This is a genomic window from Vibrio sp. QJM3NY_26 (assembly GCF_057786005.1).
In genome coordinates, this window is sequence record NZ_CM173516.1 from 485,849 (window position 1) to 504,462 (window position 18,614).

The window sequence follows — 18,614 nt, forward strand, 5'->3', positions numbered from 1 at the left end:
GGAATAGTAGCGTGACACTAGGATTGAATAATCGACGTAATTTCTTTTTGAAGCCAATCCGTGAAAGGGTTATTGCGGTTTGCTTGATGAGTAAACAGTGCCAACTCTCGACGGTAGGTGTCTTTCAACAGCTCCGGCGGTAAATCGATACAGCGATAAGAGTGATCAAGCAAATAGCGGCATTTCGACGATGTAATATAGATGAAGTCACTGTCCTTAACGACTTCTAGCATCAAATTCATATTGTTGCTTCTGAGCCCGATGTGTTTATCTAAGTCATATTTTTTGATCAACATTTCCGTCTTGGACGGCTGAATGTAACCAGGGATCATATTGATACAGAGTGGGTATTTCAGAATGTCCTCAAGGGAATTGCCTTGAATTGGGTGGTCAGCTCTTAGCACCAACATGAACTTATCAAAGCCAACTGGGCGCTCAGTCAGGGTTTTATTGACGTCCATAGGAAGATAGCTCACTCCCCAACACATTCGGTTGGTCTCTAGAGATTGCACGCCGTTATCTAACCAAGGCGAGCATTGGAACGTCACTTGCGGTGCTTCTTTGGTCAGTTTTTTGATTAGTGGCACACCCACTGGGATCAACAGCGGGGAAGGCAACATGATTTGAACCTCCCCTCTTAAATCTTCCAAGCCCCACTCATCATTGGGTATGTAAAGGTTATCAAGGTGCTCTAATAGCAGAGGCAAGGTTTCGATAAGCTTCAAGCATTTTGGAGTGGGTTCAAGCCTTGCTTTATCTCTAACAAACAATTCATCATCAAATTGTTCTCTGAGTTTACGAAGCATGACACTGATCGTCGGCTGACTTACGTTCAAGGCTTTTGCTGCACTCACCGTTTGACGAGTTTCATTAAGCACCAAAATGAGCCGCAGTAAGTTTAGGTCTTTGGTCATGCCCTACTCCAAGTGATTTAGAAAAGTGGAAAGTACGCTGGCGAATACCCTTTTTTCATCGCTTCTACCATTGGCAATAATTTGGGTAATGCGTGACGAAAAAACATCTCATACCCTTGGCACAAATGATTCATCGGACTGCCATCTTCGGTTGTTGCTATTCTGTTTTTAGGACAACCACCTTGGCAAAGTTCAACAAAATCACAACGTCGACAAGTGCTGTTTAACTCATGATATTTGTTGGTGCCAAACGCTATTTGTTCTGGTGAGCTCGCCATAGTCGCAAGCTTATCACTGTTCATGGTGCCCAATTGATGATCTTGATACCCATAATGGTCACAACTGTAAACATTGCCGTCATGTTCAACCATTAATTGCTGCCCACAAGTCGCGCTGTGATGACACATTTGGCTTTGGTAGCCCATCAACACCATAAGACAGTTTTCAAAAAACTGGATATACACTTTACCGACATCATTGGCGCTCCATGCATCAAACAAGTCGCAAAGAAATTGCCCCCATTGCTCTCCCGTTAACGACCAGTCGTGCCCTGTTCGCCTGTCCAACTCATGATCGATACAAGGCTGAAACTGCATGTAACCACTGCCATTTTCAACCAAAAACTGATAAATCGTTTTACCGTGTTTGTAGGTTTTATTGTTCACGACCGTTAACGTATTAAAATCAACATTGTGCTTCTTAAGGTAAGACACCCCACGCATTGTACGTTCAAAAGACGACTCGCCATTTTTGTCGATCCGAGCGATGTCATTCAGAATATTGGGCCCATCGATACTGATGCCCATCATGAAATTGTGTTTAGCAAAGAAGCTCGCCCAGCGATCATTAATCATGGTTCCGTTGGTCTGCATCGTATTCACGACGCGCTTTTTCGTTGCTTTGCTTGCCTGTGCTTTCATCGCCGTTTCATAGAAATCGAGCCCTCTTAACATAGGCTCGCCACCATGCCAGATAAAGTCCACTTGCTGATCTTTCATTGGCTGCGCGTCGATATGAGCACCGACAATTTGCTCCATCATGTCCAAAGACATTGACGATCTTTCATCGCCATCTTGTCTATTGAGATAATAGCAGTAGCTACAATCCAGATTGCACTGAGCTCCTTCTGCTTTAATGAATAAGCTAAAAGGATAAGTGGATGTGTTCATATCGATTCCCGTACTTTTTTGCCAACATATCAACCGAAAATCAATCAAACAATAGCGCCTCAGGCCCCCTACCTGCACACGTCGTAGAGTCGCTTCACCAACCTGAATTAATATTAATTAAAACAATCACTTGAATAATAAAAAGAGACTATTAACATCCTTAATATCGGCTATTACACTCCTTAATCTCACTTGCTCATATGATAAATGCCTAATTCTGTTCCTACGATCTAAGGTGTTCCATGAGAAAGCTGCTCTATAAGAAAAGTGTACTGACCAGTTTAGTGTGTTCTTTATCCAGTATTATTGCGATGCCATCCCTTGCCCAACAATCTATTAATCCTGAAGAAGAGCTCGCTTACAACCTAGGTGTTCAAGCATTTATCTATGGTACTGGCCCATTAACCGTGGCGGCGGTTAGGCAAACGACCACATCTGTCGATGCGCCGATGGACAACGCCATGGCACCATTGAATGAGATGGGTAAAACACGCGTTCTATCCGGACCTCAGGATAGAATTGTACCTACCGTCAACAACGATACGCTCTACTCACAAGCTCACTACGATCTGGATTTATCGGGCCCAATGGTGATTGATATTCCTCGCACCGATAACCGTTATTACATTGTTCAGCTATTAGATGCTTACTCAGATTCGATTGAAGATCTGCACGTGAAGAATGTCGGCGACCAAGGTTCCAAAGTGCTTTTGGTCAACAAAGGATGGGCTGGCGAAGTGCCAGAGGGGATTGATCGTGTCGTAGAGTCTCGCACTCCTATGGTTTGGTTGATTCAACGAACGGGCGTGTTTGGCGAGCAAGATCTCGATGACGCACTGGTTACTCACGATAAATTCCTCAGCTACCCACTCGATCAACTCGGCGCAGAGCATGACATCGTAGAACTCAAAGCTTCGACAGGTCGTATCCCACCCATGGCGAGACCTGAAGGATTAGAGTGGTATTCGCTAATTGACCGTGAGCTACGTAAAAACCCGATTCCAGAAGATGCTGCCATCGTTGATCAATTCCAACAAATTGGTATTGGAGGATCGACCCCCTTTAACCCGGAAGCGCTAACTTCAGCACAGAAAAAAGGACTAATGCGCGCGATTGACTCTTCGCAACAGATCATTCAATACGCAGGTCGAAGCATCGGCGATGTCAATAATGGCTGGTCGATGATGTACGAGGGAGGCCGCTACGGAAATGATTACCTGAGCCGAGCGAGCATCAATATGCGTGCGGCTGGTTTGAATGTGCCAGAGCGAGCTCTTTATCCAAATCGATACACGGACTCGAATGGCGAGCAACTGTCGGGCGACAATCAATATCGAATGACCATGCCTGCCGATGCACCCGCTGACGCCTTTTGGTCATTGACTATGTACGATGCTGAAAACTTGTTCATGGTTGAGAACTTCATTCAACGCTACTCCATTTCAACCAATCGTAAGGATGAACTGAAATACGCAGAAGACGGCACCTTACCAATATGCATTCAATACGCAAAACCGTCCGATCCAACATGTAACTGGCTACCAGCCCCTCAAGATGACTTCTATCTTCACATGCGCCTGTACGAGCCAACTCAAGCCGTTCTCGACAATGAATATCCACTGCCACAAGTTGAAAAACTCTAGCCTCAATTTGGTTAATTACGTCGATTAATCCAACTAAGGCAATTAAGTCGATCAAGTCAATTGCCACGCTGCTCTTAGTGTTCGCTCGTGGCAATGACTTCTCTCTCTAAGAGCATGGCTCGAACTGCTAGAAACATCACCCAAATTACTGGAAACATGACTCATACACTGAAAATGAGGTTCTATTCTTGAAAACACCTTTCATCACACTGTCTCTTTTAGTAACAGCGATAGTCAGCTCTCTTGCTCACGCAGGAGGATTAAACCTATCTCAGATTGCGACTACCAAAAGCGTTGGCACAGCAGGCGCAGGAAACGTAACCGCGAACGATGCATCCGCAGTGATCACCAACGCTGCGGGGTTATCGGCCATTGAAGAAAGCGCTTGGATTCTCGGCGTTCAATACCTCGATGTTGAAACCACTTTTGTCCGTGACGATAACTCGGCTTCGACCACAGGAAGCAGCGCGGATGTTCTCCCTCACCTGTCTTACGCATCAAGGCTCAATGACCAATGGGTCGTTGGCGCAGCATTGCACGCAGCTGGCGGCACTGGCGTTGAATACTCACACGGCGTTGCCGCGCACCCTGCTTTATTGATCAAAGAAAATAGCATTTCAGCACTCAACTTAACGTCTTCATTGTCATATCAAGTTAATGAACAACTGTCCCTTGGTGGTTCTTTGATATTGCAGCACGCAGCGATTGAAACTCAAGCTTTGAATGGTCGCGAACTTCAAGGGGGTAGCCTTGATCTAGGGTTCGGCCTGAGTCTCAATCACCACATAAGTGACAACACACAATTGGGTGTCAGTTATCAGAGCCAATTTGATCACGACCTTTCCCTTGATAGCGCCAATGATTTTGGAATCAGTTCTGAATTGACGTGGGTTCGAAGCTTAAACTTAGGGTTGAAGCATTCATTAAATGAGAGCTTAAACCTTCTACTCAGATCCAATATGGAGACATGGCAAGATTATGATGACAAATACTCGACCACCTACTCTCTTGGGGTTGGTGTGGAATACGCCTATGAGGATTGGTTGCTGTACAGCGGACTGAGCGGTGACACGAGCCCTGTAAGCAGTCAAAACAGGGATGTGTTGCTCCCGCTCGATAAACAGTGGCGTATCGGATTCGGCGCTGAGAAGAAGATATCCAATGACTTACATCTAGGGTTGAGTTACCAATACCAAGATTTAGGCCATGGTGAAATTAGTGCGGACTCAGGACTATTTCAGCCTTCTGGCAGCTATTCGACCAACAGAGTTCACTTCATCACTTTGTCTCTTCGCCATTAAAGCGAACTCTTAAGCGTTCCATTCTAGCTTCTAGCTTCTAGCTTCTAGCTTCTAGCTTCTAGCAGGAAACGGTACAAAAAAGGATTGGCTGTGAGAGCAATCCTTTTGATTTCATGAATATCATTCCGCTAACCAGAAAGGCCCTAACACCCTTTACGCTCATGGTAATAGTCGTTATTGTGATTCTCTACGTCATCATCACAAGGACTGGCTGAGAGTTATGAACAGCACGATTGAAACTATTCTGGGGCATCGCTCCATTCGTCAATATACAAATCAACCGATTGAAAAGGCACAACTTGATGTGATTATTCAGGCTGGTCTTGCGGCTTCATCATCCAGTTTACTGCAGGCTGTTTCTATCGTGAGGGTGACAGACAAAGAGAAGCGCAAACTGTTAGCCGAATACGCAGGCAATCAAGCTTACGTTGAGAACGCGGCTGAGTTTTTGGTGTTCTGTATCGACTATCAACGCCACGCTCAGATTAATCCTGAAGTGAAAACCGACTTTACAGAACTGACCCTGATTGGCGCGGTAGACTCTGGCATCATGGCGCAAAACTGCATGCTGGCTGCTGAGTCTCTAGGTCTGGGTGGCGTGTACATTGGCGGGCTGCGTAACAGCGCACAACAAGTCGATGAACTGTTAGCACTACCACAACACACCGCCGTGTTGTTTGGCATGTGTTTAGGTCACCCGGCACAACAACCTGAGATTAAGCCTCGCCTTCCTGCTCACGTAGTAATGCACGAAAACCAATACCAACCGCTGAGCCTAGATGAAATTGCTAGCTACGATGATTCAATGCAAAGCTACTATGCAAACCGTTCAAGCAATCAGAAGCAGAGCAGTTGGTCACAACAGATCACGCAGAAGCTGTCTGGCGAATCTCGCCCGCACATTCTGCCTTACTTGAACAGTAAGCAACTGACCAAGCGTTAAGCCGTTAAGCCGTTAAGCCGTTAAGCCGTTAAGCCGTTAAGCCGTTAAGCCGTTAAGCGATTAGAGCTAGCAGCAAACCGCAGCACAAACAAAAATGTCAGCGTATTATGCGCTGACATTTTTTATTTCTACGGTGCTAACTCTTTTATAAGTATTTCTCAATCGGTAACAACTGTAGGAAGCCTGACTGCATTCGTTCCCACTTACCCGTTTCTGGTTCGCTGTCCCAGCTTTGATCGCCTGAATACCAATACACATCACCGTCTTCCAGTTCCAAACGCCAGCTATTGTCGTCACTCATTGCTTGCTTAATAGTTTCTGCTAACATTTCAGCAATCTCTTTATTCTCGATGATCAAAACCGATTCAGTATTGAGATAGGTAGAGCGCAAGTTGAAGTTAAATGAGCCGATACTTGCGATACTGCGGTCGAATACAACTGATTTTGCGTGCAAGCCATAGGCCGTCTGAGGCGCACATTTGGACACATCTTGAGTCGATGCTTCACATAGCTTTGATTCTGGTTTTAGCTCGAACAGGTCGATGCCATGTTCTAACATGTCGTAACGTCTGCCCGCATAAGCAGAATGATTAGTCACCAGATCATTAGACGCCATTGAGTTAGTTAGCGCTTTTATCTCAACGCCCTTATTGTTCAACACTTGCCACTCTTCAAGCTGACCATCATCAAACACTAGATAAGCCGATTCCAACAAGATCTCTTGTTTCGATTCGCTCGCTAACTTCCCTAGAAGAATCGCGGTCGCTTTTGGTTCATCAGTATTATCGGAGTCATCAGGGACGGGTTGATCGTAAACAAAACGCGCATTCACCCAAATCATCTCACCAATCACTTCTTTCAGTAAGCTATCAGCAGCCTCACGGTCTAATGGTAATTCAGGATAATTTTGATAATGCGGAACGACAATATTATCTATCTTTGAGAGATCAGGTTGTTCGTCATCACCCAGCATATCGACAGGGTAAGACCAACGGCTGTTCCAGTATTCAACAAAGCTGGTTTGGATGGTGTTAACTACCGAGCCCATGACTAATACATCGCGGTCTCGGAAATTGATTTCATCAGAAAGGTCGAAGTATTCATCACCAATATTACGGCCGCCAACCACAGACAAAGTGTCATCTACGGTAAACGACTTATTGTGCATACGGCGATTTAAACGAGAAAAGTCGCCGACAAAGCTCAGCCATTTACTGAAACCGCGGCGTGTTGGTGTTGGATTGAAGATACGAATCTCGACATTCGGGTGCGCATCCAGTGCCGACAGCAAACCTTCACGTTCGTTGAGGTTGATATCATCCAACATTACGCGCACCTTAACACCACGCTCAGCCGCGGCTAATAAACGGCTAGCGAGATAGCGGCCCGATTCGTCAGAGTTCCAGATGTAGTATTGAATATCGATAGTGTGCTCAGCACTTTCGACCAGTGCTAATCGCTGTGCCAAAGCATCCCAACCCGACTCTTGCAGACGAACCGCGGTAGTCGCCTGCTCTAGTGCTTGAGGTTGATATTCATCCGCTAAAACCGACAAAGTGCTTGGTCCATAAGAGGTGTACGGTTCTGCAGGGTGGTCGATGCCTTCAGGAAGTGAAGAACACCCACCTAAAACGGCGATTAAGATTAACGTTAAACTGATGCGTTGGAGCACAGGCATGTATCTGACTTCCTTTTCACGATGGCGTCTTTAGAAACTTTCCGTACAGCTTTTCAATGAACAAGCTATTCCGATCTATTCATTGATTATTACTGCTAAAGCCTGAAATTTATAGGTAATTATCCAGTATAAATTTAAAGGTCGGTAAATTGGCCTACAGATCACTTAAGTTGAGTGAGCGCCAAACAGTATAAATTCAGCGGCTTTTCGACCATTTCAATAGTGAGTTCAGTTCGGTCTGGGTTGCAGTTCAACGCCAAAGCGTAGCCGTGTAAATAATCCACCAGCAAATCCAACGCGTTTTTGGTTTGCTCTTCGGTTAACGATAACGGGCTCAACACTGCTGTAAAACGTTCACTAAATACTTCTATTGGCCCGAGGGATTTCATGGTCAATAAGGTCTCTAACAAGCCTCTATATTCGTTGAGCATCGACAAGTAACTCACACTGAGCCGATAAAGATTACCTCGCCAGTCTTGATTCAGCTCTGGCTGCGCGACTTCTTCAATCAAAGAAACTGTGATTGCCTCAAGCAGCTCGTTTTTGTTTTTGAAGTAATGGTATATGGCCATCGCATCGACCCCGAGTTCTGTCGCCAACCCTCGAATGCTTGGCACTTTGCCACTATTTCGCATCATGCTTTTGGCAATGGTGAGAATTCTCTCGGCGCTGAGTTGGCTTGACCCACTCTTTGGTCTACCTCGTTTCTGATCCTTGACAGTCATGCCGTCACCTCTTAAACTTTATTTCTACACAGTAGAATATTTTAATTTATTATCGTGTAGATACCAAGTTTCTCATCGATATCGGAGTTAAAAATGTCAAATATTGTATTTATCGCAACCAGCCTTGACGGTTACATTGCAGACAAGCAAGGCGGCTTAGATTGGCTGCAAGCAATTCCAAATCCAGACGGTGACGACATGGGTTACAACGCTCATACCGATCGTATCGATGCGCTGGTCATGGGACGTAATACAATGGATATGGTGTTGAGCTTTGGTATCGATTGGCCTTACAGCAAGCCAGTCTATGTACTTAGCAATACTTTGAATGAAGTACCTCAAGAACTTGAAGGTAAGGTATTTTTGATGAAGGGCGAGCTTAAACAGATTGTCGCGGATTTGAATAACAACGGCCTAAAGAACTTGTACATCGATGGCGGCATCACCATTCAAAACTTCCTGAAAGAAGACATGATTGACGAGCTGATCATCTCGACCATTCCTGTCTTGCTTGGTGGTGGGTCCCCGCTATTTGGTGACTTAGTGTCCCCTGTCGATTTTACGTTGAAAGGCGTCACGACGTACCTTGATGAGATAGTGCAAACGCATTACTTACGTAAGCGCTAGAGCTGTTGTTCATCAAAGGGGCATGTAAGGATCAACACCGGAAACATTGTTCACGCTACATAACGTTTATCGTCCCTACACAAGCCTCCCCTATAGTAGTACCCTTTATCGTCTCTCATTCTTGATGGTATCTAGATCTTATGAAGCTTTTGGTCGATCGCACTGGTGAACAGTTTTTAGAAATCCTGCAAGAATCGGGAGACACGCTGACGGTTCAATTCATTAGCAATGAAGGCAATCGAAAAGGTAAACCGTTCCAAGATAGCTTGAGTGGATTATTCCTCACAGGTTGGAAGCCTCGCACGACCTCAACCGCGATTGGCCTAGAACGCTTTAAACAAGGCAAGCTACAAGATCCTAAGGTCAGCTTCGCTCTGCACCAACTTTACCCACTAGGCAGAGACGTAAAGTTGCCTTCTGGTGACATTGCGACCATCGCAAGTTACGCCAATACCCATAGCGATGGTTACTATATGTTTGTGCGCCTCAACGATGAGTTAACACGACTCAAGATTACGCCCGATTGGGAACTGCAACCTTCCGCTCAAAGATTGGCTCTGCCTTATTACCCAGCCCCAAGTACCAAGGAAGAGCTCGACAACATTGACGATTTTGATGCGTGGGCGGGCGGTTTTTAAACACTCTTTACCTACACCTAGTAGCACATAATCCCCAGGTTATTATCAATTTATTTTTGAAAATAATTCAAATGTGGCGCTGTTTATCGTTTCAAATATTCCTACTATTATTTATCCATCGATACAGACTGTAGCTCAATGAACAAAGAGTGGCGCTGTAAACACAGACAACTCACCATTTCGGTGAAAAGTAATATAGGTACGAACATGACTCAACTGACTATCATCGCAAACATCGTCGCTAACGAAGACAAAATTGAATTGGTTAAAGCCGAGCTATTAAAACTGATTGATATAACTCGCGCTGAAGAAGGCTGCATCAACGACGACCTTCACCAAGACAATGAAAACCCAGCACATTTCACTTTCTATGAAAACTGGACGTCTCGCGAACTTTGGCAAGTACACATGGGCAATACTCACCTTGCTGAATACATGGCTGCAACGGAAGGTAGTGTTGCGTCATTCACACTCAATGAGATGACGAAAATCGCTTAAGTACAGTTCCAGTAGTCTGTTACTAGAAAGCACACTGACCAGCTATCGAATTCGATTTAAAAGCCCCGCGGCACGCCTAGGTTCGCGGGCTTTATCTATTCAATCTGATTATTACGCATTATCGATCGCTTTCAGTACTTTACATGGATTACCCACCGCAACCACATTGGCCGGGATGTCTTTGGTTACCACACTGCCTGCGCCAATAACGCTGTTTTCGCCAATAGTGACACCGGGGCAGATAATTACACCGCCGCCAAGCCAAACATTGTCGCCGACGTTAATCGGTGTGCCAAACTCAACACCCTCTTCAACTCGGCCTTTCACATCGAGTGGATGACCTGCGGTCAGGATTTGAACGTTCGGACCAAGCAGCACATTGTCACCAATGGTCACTTCGGCCACATCCAAAATCACACAGTTAAAGTTAGCGTAGAAGTTCTTGCCCAACTTGATGTTCGAGCCGTAATCACAACGAAATGGGGGTTCTAAATGCGTATTTTCACAGCCAGGAATAAGCTCTTGAGTAGCCGCTTTCCATTCAGGTGTGTCAGGAATACTGTTATTAAGTTTTTGAAGCACTTTTCGGCACTCAATTCGCGCCGAGTACAACTCTTCATCCCAAGCTTGATAAGGTTCACCAGCTAGCATTTTTTGTTTTTCTGCTCTCACGTTACTTACCTAGTTTCACATTACTGACCTAATGGTAGTCAATTCATACACCAAAAAACGCAATATCGCATATCTAGAACGGTCACAATAAGTTCGGTTTCTAACGGATTTCGAAGATGCGTAGCCAGTCACGATTTGTAGGTAAAATATGAAACTCACTCACAGTTAATTGAGCCTAGCCACGCAGAGCAACTGAGTCGCGAACCACTAAACTGCCAGTAGTACTCAAAGCTTTGGCTTGCTCAGTTTCACCGACAATTTGCAGGATTGCCTTTTGAGTCATTTGCTCCAATGGCACACTCACAGACGTGAGGCTTGGCGTTAAAAACGCACCCACTTTACTATTATCAAAACCAACGATAGAAACGTCTTTAGGTAGTGAGTAACCAAGTTCAGTTAGCACCTTAATCGCGCCAATCGCCATGTCATCGTTTTCAGATAAGATAGCGGTGAATGTTGCTTTTCTTTTTACTAAAGCTTGAGCGGTGTGATAACCGCTCTCCATCGTCCAATCACCTTGAACAACCTTGGACTCATCCAATGCCATACCATGTTTAGTTAGCACATCTTGATAAGCTTGGTAACGCAACTCATCTGTCGAAGAACCGGCTTTACCTCGAATCACTGCAATGTCTGTATGGCCTTGCTCGATGATGTGTTCAACCATCAAACAAGCGCTCTGATAATGGTCGGTGGTAATGGCATGGGTGGGCTTCGACGGCATTTCTCGGTTGAGTACCAGAATCGGTGTGTCAGTGCTTTCGATGATCCTTGCAATCTCACTTTCGGTTAAGCACTGTGGATAGATGATGATGCCCGCGCACTTCATATCCAGCAGGAAGTTGATCGCCTTTCTTTCGTCTTCAGCGCTGTGTTTGCCATCGGTGATCACCAGCTGGTGATTCGACTTTTCGCTGTAAGAAGCCGCGTGATACATCAAAGAAGAAAAGTAAGGGCCATTGAACAACTCATTGGTGATTACAAAACCGATGAAGTTGGTCTTCTTGGTCGCCAACTGCTGAGCCAACAGGTTTGGTCGATAGCCTGTTTCTTGAATCGCATCGAATACCTTTTTCACCACATCTGGGCGCACGATGTTCTTGCCATTTAAGACACGAGAAACGGTCGATTTAGATACGCCTGCGCGGTTCGCGACATCAAGCATGGTTACCATTCGCTTCTTTTCCTTTATAAAAAATTAGCCGACATAGGCCGACTAATTCATTGCAAAATGACAGCTCACAGTTCACATAACTGCGCTGGGAAATGCATTCTAAATAGTGGCACCGTTAGATGCAATCACGCCTTTATACCACTCGAACGACTTCTTACGTTTGCGATCTAAAGAACCTGATTGGTCATTGTGCTTATCTACATAAATGAAGCCATAACGCTTTTTCATCTCACCGGTGGTGAACGACACCAAATCGATACAGCCCCAAGGGGTGTAGCCCATCAAATCAACACCGTCGATCGCAACGGCTTTTTTCATCTCTTTGATGTGGTCGCCAAGGTAAGCAATGCGGTAGTCATCATTAATGCTGAAATCTTCTTCAATGGTATCAACAGCGCCAAAACCATTCTCAACGATGAACAATGGCACTTCATAACGTTCATACAGAGACGCTAAACAGAAACGTAAACCCGTTGGATCAATTGGCCAGCCCCAATCACTAGACTGGATGAACGGGTTATCGACCGAGTTTTCATGACCGCCGTCCATCGCTTCTTCTGTAGATTGGTGAGAAGAAGAATCCAAGGTATTCGACATGTAGTAGCTAAAACCTAAGTAATCGGCCTTACCTTCTTTTAGGATCTGCTCATCTTCAGGTTGCATCTCGATGTTGAAGCCTTTGATTGCCCAGTCACGCTTAGCGTAATTTGGGTAATGACCACGCACCATTACATCCGAGAAGAAATAACGGTCACGCATCGCTTGTTGTGCCACCATGATGTCTTCAGGCTTTGAAGAGCGAGGGTAGAAAGGCACCATCGCACACATTGCGCCGATTTGAAGATCTGGATTGATCTCGTGACCTTTCTTAACCACCAACGCACTTGCCACAAACTGGTGATGAACCGCTTGATACATCGCTTCTTGCGGCTTTTCGCATTGTGGGAACTTCACGCCAGAGCATAACCAACCGAAGATGTCTGCCGAAGTGTTCATCTGGTTGTTGATCTCGTTAAACGTCATCCAGTACTTCACCTTGTGCTGGTAGCGTTCCATCACCGTGGTTGAATACTTAACAAAGAAATCGATCACTTTGCGGTTCATCCAGCCGCCGTATTCTTTGGCTAGGTGGTAAGGCATTTCAAAGTGGCTCAGTGTTACCACTGGTTGAATGTCGTATTTCAACAGCTCATCAAACAGGTTATCGTAAAACGCTAAACCCGCTTCACACGGCTCGGTTTCATCACCATTTGGGAAAATACGCGTCCAAGCAATACTGGTTCGAAAGCATTTAAAGCCCATCTCTGCGAATAACTTAATGTCTTCTTTGTAACGGTGGTAGAAATCAACAGCCACTTGGTTTGGGTAGTTTTCACCATCGATTACACCATCTGTAATTCGACGTTGTACACCATGAGCGCCTGCCGTTAATACATCGACCACACTCACACCTTTACCATTCGCATCCCAGCCGCCTTCTAGCTGATGCGCAGCAACCGCACCACCCCATAAAAAATCGTTCGGAAATTCGTTGTTCATACTGTTACTCGCTACAGATTGTTCGTGAAAAATATTGGTATTAGAAAAGCAACCGCCACTCTGAAACCGATTTCAATAAAGTAAAGATACATACTGAAACCGGTTTCAACAATGCCTTTTTGATCTTTTTTTGATCAGGAAGTGGGATCTAAGGAAAGTACTCATGGTTGATGGATAACGTTCGAGAACGCCTACACAGAATGCAAAAAAGCCAGTTCAATAAGGATTGAGCTGGCTTTGTGTTGTTAGAGAAAAAGAATAAATCAGACTACGACAATGGCAACTGACGGATCATCTGCTGAACCTCATTACCATATTTTATTCGTTGTCGTGTCTCTTCGAGTGCGTACATTTGCGTCTTCTTAGCTGCAGGGTTGGCACTTCGACCTTCCGTAACCATGGTATCCGCAGAAGACTTTTCTTCATCTAATCGCCCAGGGATTGTTTTAACCGATGACCAACCTAAACCACCAATCGAGCGCGCCGTCATTATGCCTTGATAGATGGTATAGCCTCGGGCGCCCACTTTGACTTGTCCAAGAAGAATCTTGGTAAACCCACCATGAATGGGAGGAGGCGTGTACGTCATCGTCTTACCGCCCTGCGTCATTCTGGTCGCAATCACCTGTCCCTTAGAGCTGCCTATACGCATAGCTGGGTTCGTTTTAGAGGCCCACGCAAGATTGTACTCACCGGAAGGTCTAATCTTGTTCATCAAACGAGAACCAAGACCGGGCTGAGTGACATCTTCCAATGCCCCACCCGCTCTTACCCAACGTAAGTTCTGAACCGACTTGTAGGCTGAATATCCGCCACTCACCACACCAATGATATCGAATGGAATGGTCGCAATATCGAGTTTATGAGAGATATCCCCATCATCGATAACACCCGAGGCAATTTGTAGCGCACCACTAGTCATACCTGCAATACCACCGATGATACCTGCAGCCAATACCAAGCTAGAACCGCCCGTTGGTGCAGCTAAGGCAATACCAACAATACCCGCGATCACACCAAAAGCACCAAATAAGATCTTACTGATATTCAGGTGTCCGCTTGGGTCGGTGAAGTTAATCGGATCGTTATGGCAGTACACATAAGCATTGTGAACCCCCTCATTGAAAGGGGACAAACTGTCCGGTGCATTGAAGCGCATCAACTTCGGCTGGTAAACGCGATAGCCTTGACCTAAATGATAACCTTGTAGGACAGGATCCAACCACTCGCCATTAAAGCCAATTTCCGAATGAGAGATGGTCATCGACTGCGCCATCGCCAAACGAACCGAAGTAGGAAGCAGTGAGATACCACCAGCCACCGCTGCGGTTTGACCAATTTTAATCAGGAACTCACGTCGATTAAGTGGGGTAATAAATACCGAGTCTTTATTGTTCATTTGCATTCCCCGCTTGATCACGTTGCCCATATGGAGAGTAACGGTACATAGACCCTGTTTTACCCGACGTATTTGATGCGATTACCGAACCATTTTGATCCGTGGCCAATAACGTGGTTTCCGAGTCCATCTCTGACCATTTAGGAACTCCTTCGTGATAGATATACTGAGTGAGTTTGCCATTTTCCTCGATCGAAGCGAGGTCACCCCATAGATAGTTAAAGTGACGAGATTCAGAAGCGGACTGTTGTGTAGATAGTCGGTCGTTGCTGTCATATTGATAGAGCCATTCGGCATTATCAGCTAACACACGCTGTAATCGGTCGAAATTGTCATATTCAAGAATTCGACCATCCGCATCTTGAATCATGTTGCCATTCAAGTCGTATTTCACTGTTACTTGACCATCGAGTTGTGGGTGGGAATGAGTAATACGGGTCAACTGGCAAGGGTCATCCGACTCATAAAAGTAACGAGCGAAATCCTCAGATTCAGCAGTAGCTGTGCGTTGCGTCAGCATGTTACCTAGCTCATCGAAGCTCCAGTCAATAGACGTCATAGACTGAGACCAATCGCTCAGTGGGCCCGCGCCGAAGAACTCGACTTTAGTCAACTGAGAGAGGTCATCATAGGTATAGATTTCCGTCAGATTACCTAAAGTTACACACTCCTTTTTACGAGAATTAAGCAGCCCTAACGCGTTATATTCTTGTGATTGCTCAAAGATATAATTATCGTTCAAGGCTATAGCTCGGTTGACTTCGCGACTATATTCATCCCATTCGAGTTCAGTGACTTGGGTTTGATTACCCGATATCAATGTTTCTAGTATCACTCGATCAAACTCATCATATTCGTAGTAAACCGTTGTTGAATTTGAGCTCAGCTTCACCAAGCGCCCGAGTTCATCATAACCATATTGGCGAGTGTCCGTGTCACTCTCAACTGCAGCGATAACCCCACCATCGGAGTAGCTGTAATAACGAGACTGACCATCATTCACCTCGGCTTCAGGCAAGCCTTTCGTTGAGTAGGTAATGGTACTTTGATTGCCTTCACTGTCCTGACTCCCTGTCGGTAAGCAGGATATTGGATCATGTCTGTAACTAGAAGCCTGCCCATCAGACGACTTAGCACTTAACACACCCAATTGGCTATCGCGAGTAAATAGCCTTGTTGGTGCTGCCATACTCGTTTCAGTTTCTGGGATATTGCTGCTATCCGCATAAGTCCACGCCAATGAAGCTTGGGGACTCGCTCCTCTGCGCAAAGATCTCGGACGCCCCAATCCATCAATATCGCGTTGCCCTAAAGTCACCCCACCAATTTTCAGGTCTACAACTTGTGACTGATCGGTGTGTTCAGCGTAAGTGATATCTTGATCGACACCGTTCGCTTGAGTCATGCGAATAACACGATCAAAACGGTCGTAATGGTAATACTTGGCTCGAGCGAGAGGATTCGTTTCTTTAATCAATCTTCCCCATGAATCGTACTCATAATTCCAACTGTTGATGCCTTGCTCTTTTTTCTCTTCTAGCCCCCAGCTGTTCAGAGAACTGACCGTCATGGTCAAGTCTTCAATACCTTGGGTTTTCTTACGTGAGGCGAGATTATTGAACTCGACACGACGTTTTCCATTCGCTAACAGAGTCGCTTTAACCTGATCCCACTCATCGTATTCATAGCTTTCTGTTAACACCACAGGCGCCGATCTGGAATTGCGATCAGGCAGCACATCGTAGGTACTCTTGCTTTGGAGTCTGCCCAACGCATCGTACATTTTTGTCCATACGACCGAGCTACCAACTTTAGCCTCTAATTCACGTCCTTGACCGTCCCAGCTTTGTTCACACAAGTTGCCTTTGCAATCCGTTAGCAACAAGGTTTGTCGACTCATACCATTATCAACAATGTATTGATACGAACGGGCTGCACTTCCTTCAATCCGTTCTTCAGTAGTTCTACGAAGCGAATCATAAGTAAATGCACAGCTAACTCCGTCTGAATCGACATGACGCGCGAGTTCTCCAATATCAAGGTAGTGCCCAACCGCAAGATTGGTTTTCGTATTGTCGTGACAAGTCAGCTCTTCGTGTTCTTCAAGGACATCGCTATCCAACTCATAGCGATAGTGAGAAATAGCAGAATACGTGCCGTTAGGATGAAGAATGTCATTTTGGACTGAAGCCAATCGGCCGAAAGAGTAAGTCTCACCAGTATCAGTTTGATAAGCGTAATGACTTCTATAGCGTTGGACGTCTTCTTCCAAACTCAGAACCACATCACGATGGCCATTCAGCCCCTCAAGAGAAGCGTATTGATAAGAGATCACTCTCTGTTCTGATCCATTGTTGAGCGTACGAGATTTTACGAAATTCACCATGTCAGTAGGCGATGCAGGGCAATCTGCTTCACCATTTTTTGCGTAATATTCGTAACGTTCAGAAATGTCATTCTCATCAACGAACTTAAGCATGTTGCCATATTCGTCGTAGTCCCATAATCGACTTTGAGTTTGGCTATCCGATCCAGAAAACCAGATTTGTTCCTCTTTACTGATCAAAGAATACTGAGCAGGTTGATCCGAAAACTGCTGGTTATCAATCGCTGGGTATTCCAGCCTTTTCAAATGAACAAGGTCTCCGTTTACCTGCCGGGCTTCTTCTACGAGTAGGTGAAATTGATTGTATGTTTGCGCGGTCACAATAGAGCCATTTTCGATTTTTTGTACGCGATAAGTATATTCGTAACCACGCTCAAGCAAATTATCAAGCCCTTCACTTAATTCACCACCACGCACGCCATAACCCATAAAATTACGACTATCTGTGCCAACACTGTCGTAGGTTGTGCCAATAACTGGCGAATTAAGGGTAAGGACATCGTGCGCTGTCACTGCTGGTAAATAAGTCATTGAGTTAACTCGAATACCGTCAGCTTTATATCTCAAACGCTCGGTCAAACCACAAGGGTGATTTACCTCATTGATTAACATATATGAACCAATGCTTTCATAACCAAAACTATAGCTACCTGCTTGTTCTGGTAAATTGCATTTGACGAGCTTGTTATTGCTAAGAGTAAGACTGAAATAAGCTTCATGGGTACTGCCAATATTAGTAAAAATATTAACGCGCCCTACCGAGATATACTCAACCCACAAAAGTGCGGTTTGCTTAGTTGTTCTATCATCCCAAATTTTATCTAGGCGCTTATTTTGTCCCACGTTGAGCCAAGAAAAGTAGAGAGCATGGCCATTGCTTTGAGTGATCTTAATGATGTCGCCATCTTTATCCAAAAGATCGGTGCGACCATTTTTATACGTAATTTCATAGCCATTCGCGCTAGATGATACCGAGAAATCGAGCAGTTTCTTGTAGCGAATACTCATTTCGATATTGGCATTTAATTCAGCACGGTAGGATTGTCCATTTGCAAGATAGAGCTGTTTGTTCTCGATGTCGTATCTTGGGAGGTTCAATTTCCAGCCTTTACCGAAGCCAAGGTTATCCGTCGAGTAAGGTGAGAATTGAATGGATATATCGAGGTTTGGTCCCTTAAGCCAGTTACCAATAAGAGAACCAAGTAAGATTTGATATGAATAGCTTCTGGTTCTTTGGTCTACGCCACCCGAACAAAAGCTATCAAAGTTAAAAGCGTTTGAAGTCCAATTAGACATAAATTTCCCCTA

15 protein-coding genes are annotated in these 18,614 nt (G+C 45.1%); 6 read left to right on the plus strand and 9 right to left on the minus strand.

Translation table 11 applies throughout. From position 1 onward, the window contains the following. Positions 1–17: 17 nt before the first annotated feature. A complete protein-coding gene (locus AC3CH4_RS17515; protein WP_054545916.1) occupies positions 18–914 on the minus strand; it encodes a LysR family transcriptional regulator in 897 nt (298 codons plus the stop codon). Positions 915–931: 17 nt separating this feature from the next. Then, a complete protein-coding gene (locus AC3CH4_RS17520; protein ID WP_054545917.1) occupies positions 932–2,083 on the minus strand; it encodes an anaerobic sulfatase maturase in 1,152 nt (383 codons plus the stop codon). A 242-nt stretch (positions 2,084–2,325) separates the two neighbouring features. On the opposite strand from AC3CH4_RS17520, the gene AC3CH4_RS17525 reads away from it, so the two are divergent. The 3 genes from AC3CH4_RS17525 to nfsA all read left to right on the plus strand — a co-directional run bounded on the left by AC3CH4_RS17525 (position 2,326) and on the right by nfsA (position 5,970). Continuing rightward, positions 2,326–3,726, plus strand: coding sequence for a DUF1254 domain-containing protein (locus AC3CH4_RS17525; protein ID WP_488544145.1), 1,401 nt, complete (start codon positions 2,326–2,328; stop codon positions 3,724–3,726). A 188-nt stretch (positions 3,727–3,914) separates the two neighbouring features. Then, on the plus strand, positions 3,915–5,027 hold the full coding sequence (locus tag AC3CH4_RS17530; RefSeq protein WP_488544146.1) for an OmpP1/FadL family transporter: 1,113 nt from the start codon (positions 3,915–3,917) through the stop codon (positions 5,025–5,027). A 220-nt stretch (positions 5,028–5,247) separates the two neighbouring features. Beyond that, complete coding sequence (gene nfsA / locus AC3CH4_RS17535) at positions 5,248–5,970, plus strand: oxygen-insensitive NADPH nitroreductase (protein WP_488544147.1); 723 nt, start codon at positions 5,248–5,250, stop codon at positions 5,968–5,970. 145 nt (positions 5,971–6,115) lie between these two features. On the opposite strand, the gene AC3CH4_RS17540 is transcribed toward nfsA, so the two are convergent. Further along, positions 6,116–7,648 carry a phospholipase D family protein gene (locus AC3CH4_RS17540; RefSeq protein ID WP_488544148.1) on the minus strand — a complete coding sequence of 511 codons (1,533 nt, stop codon included), beginning with the start codon at positions 7,646–7,648 and terminating at the stop codon, positions 6,116–6,118. Positions 7,649–7,809: 161 nt separating this feature from the next. After that, positions 7,810–8,373: a TetR/AcrR family transcriptional regulator gene (locus tag AC3CH4_RS17545; RefSeq protein ID WP_488544149.1), complete on the minus strand. Its 564-nt coding sequence runs from the start codon at positions 8,371–8,373 to the stop codon at positions 7,810–7,812. Between the two features lie 93 nt (positions 8,374–8,466). Here AC3CH4_RS17545 and AC3CH4_RS17550 point away from each other — a divergent pair, with 93 nt between their 5' ends. The 3 genes from AC3CH4_RS17550 (at position 8,467) to AC3CH4_RS17560 (ending at position 10,136) form a co-directional block, all read left to right on the plus strand. Then, positions 8,467–9,000: a dihydrofolate reductase family protein gene (locus AC3CH4_RS17550; protein ID WP_479298598.1), complete on the plus strand. Its 534-nt coding sequence runs from the start codon at positions 8,467–8,469 to the stop codon at positions 8,998–9,000. A gap of 140 nt (positions 9,001–9,140) precedes the next feature. After that, positions 9,141–9,638, plus strand: a complete 498-nt coding sequence (locus tag AC3CH4_RS17555) for a hypothetical protein (protein WP_488544150.1) — start codon at positions 9,141–9,143, stop codon at positions 9,636–9,638. Positions 9,639–9,845: 207 nt separating this feature from the next. Continuing rightward, positions 9,846–10,136: a putative quinol monooxygenase gene (locus tag AC3CH4_RS17560; protein WP_488544151.1), complete on the plus strand. Its 291-nt coding sequence runs from the start codon at positions 9,846–9,848 to the stop codon at positions 10,134–10,136. A gap of 111 nt (positions 10,137–10,247) precedes the next feature. On the opposite strand, the gene AC3CH4_RS17565 is transcribed toward AC3CH4_RS17560, so the two are convergent. From AC3CH4_RS17565 to AC3CH4_RS17585, 5 genes are all read right to left on the minus strand, one after another. Further along, positions 10,248–10,808 (minus strand): sugar O-acetyltransferase, encoded by a 561-nt coding sequence (locus AC3CH4_RS17565; RefSeq protein ID WP_488544152.1) that lies wholly within the window; start codon positions 10,806–10,808, stop codon positions 10,248–10,250. 175 nt (positions 10,809–10,983) lie between these two features. Next, positions 10,984–11,982, minus strand: a complete 999-nt coding sequence (locus AC3CH4_RS17570) for a LacI family DNA-binding transcriptional regulator (RefSeq protein WP_488544153.1) — start codon at positions 11,980–11,982, stop codon at positions 10,984–10,986. Positions 11,983–12,081: 99 nt separating this feature from the next. Beyond that, the gene (locus AC3CH4_RS17575) at positions 12,082–13,521 is read right to left on the minus strand and encodes a 6-phospho-beta-glucosidase (RefSeq protein ID WP_488544154.1); all 1,440 of its coding nucleotides are present in this window, start codon (positions 13,519–13,521) and stop codon (positions 12,082–12,084) included. A gap of 268 nt (positions 13,522–13,789) precedes the next feature. Beyond that, a complete protein-coding gene (locus AC3CH4_RS17580) occupies positions 13,790–14,920 on the minus strand; it encodes an RHS repeat-associated core domain-containing protein (RefSeq protein WP_488544155.1) in 1,131 nt (376 codons plus the stop codon). Next, positions 14,910–18,602 carry an RHS repeat domain-containing protein gene (locus tag AC3CH4_RS17585; RefSeq protein ID WP_488544156.1) on the minus strand — a complete coding sequence of 1,231 codons (3,693 nt, stop codon included), beginning with the start codon at positions 18,600–18,602 and terminating at the stop codon, positions 14,910–14,912. The genes AC3CH4_RS17580 and AC3CH4_RS17585 overlap by 11 nt, the downstream gene beginning before the upstream one ends. Between the last annotated feature and the right edge of the window lie 12 nt (positions 18,603–18,614).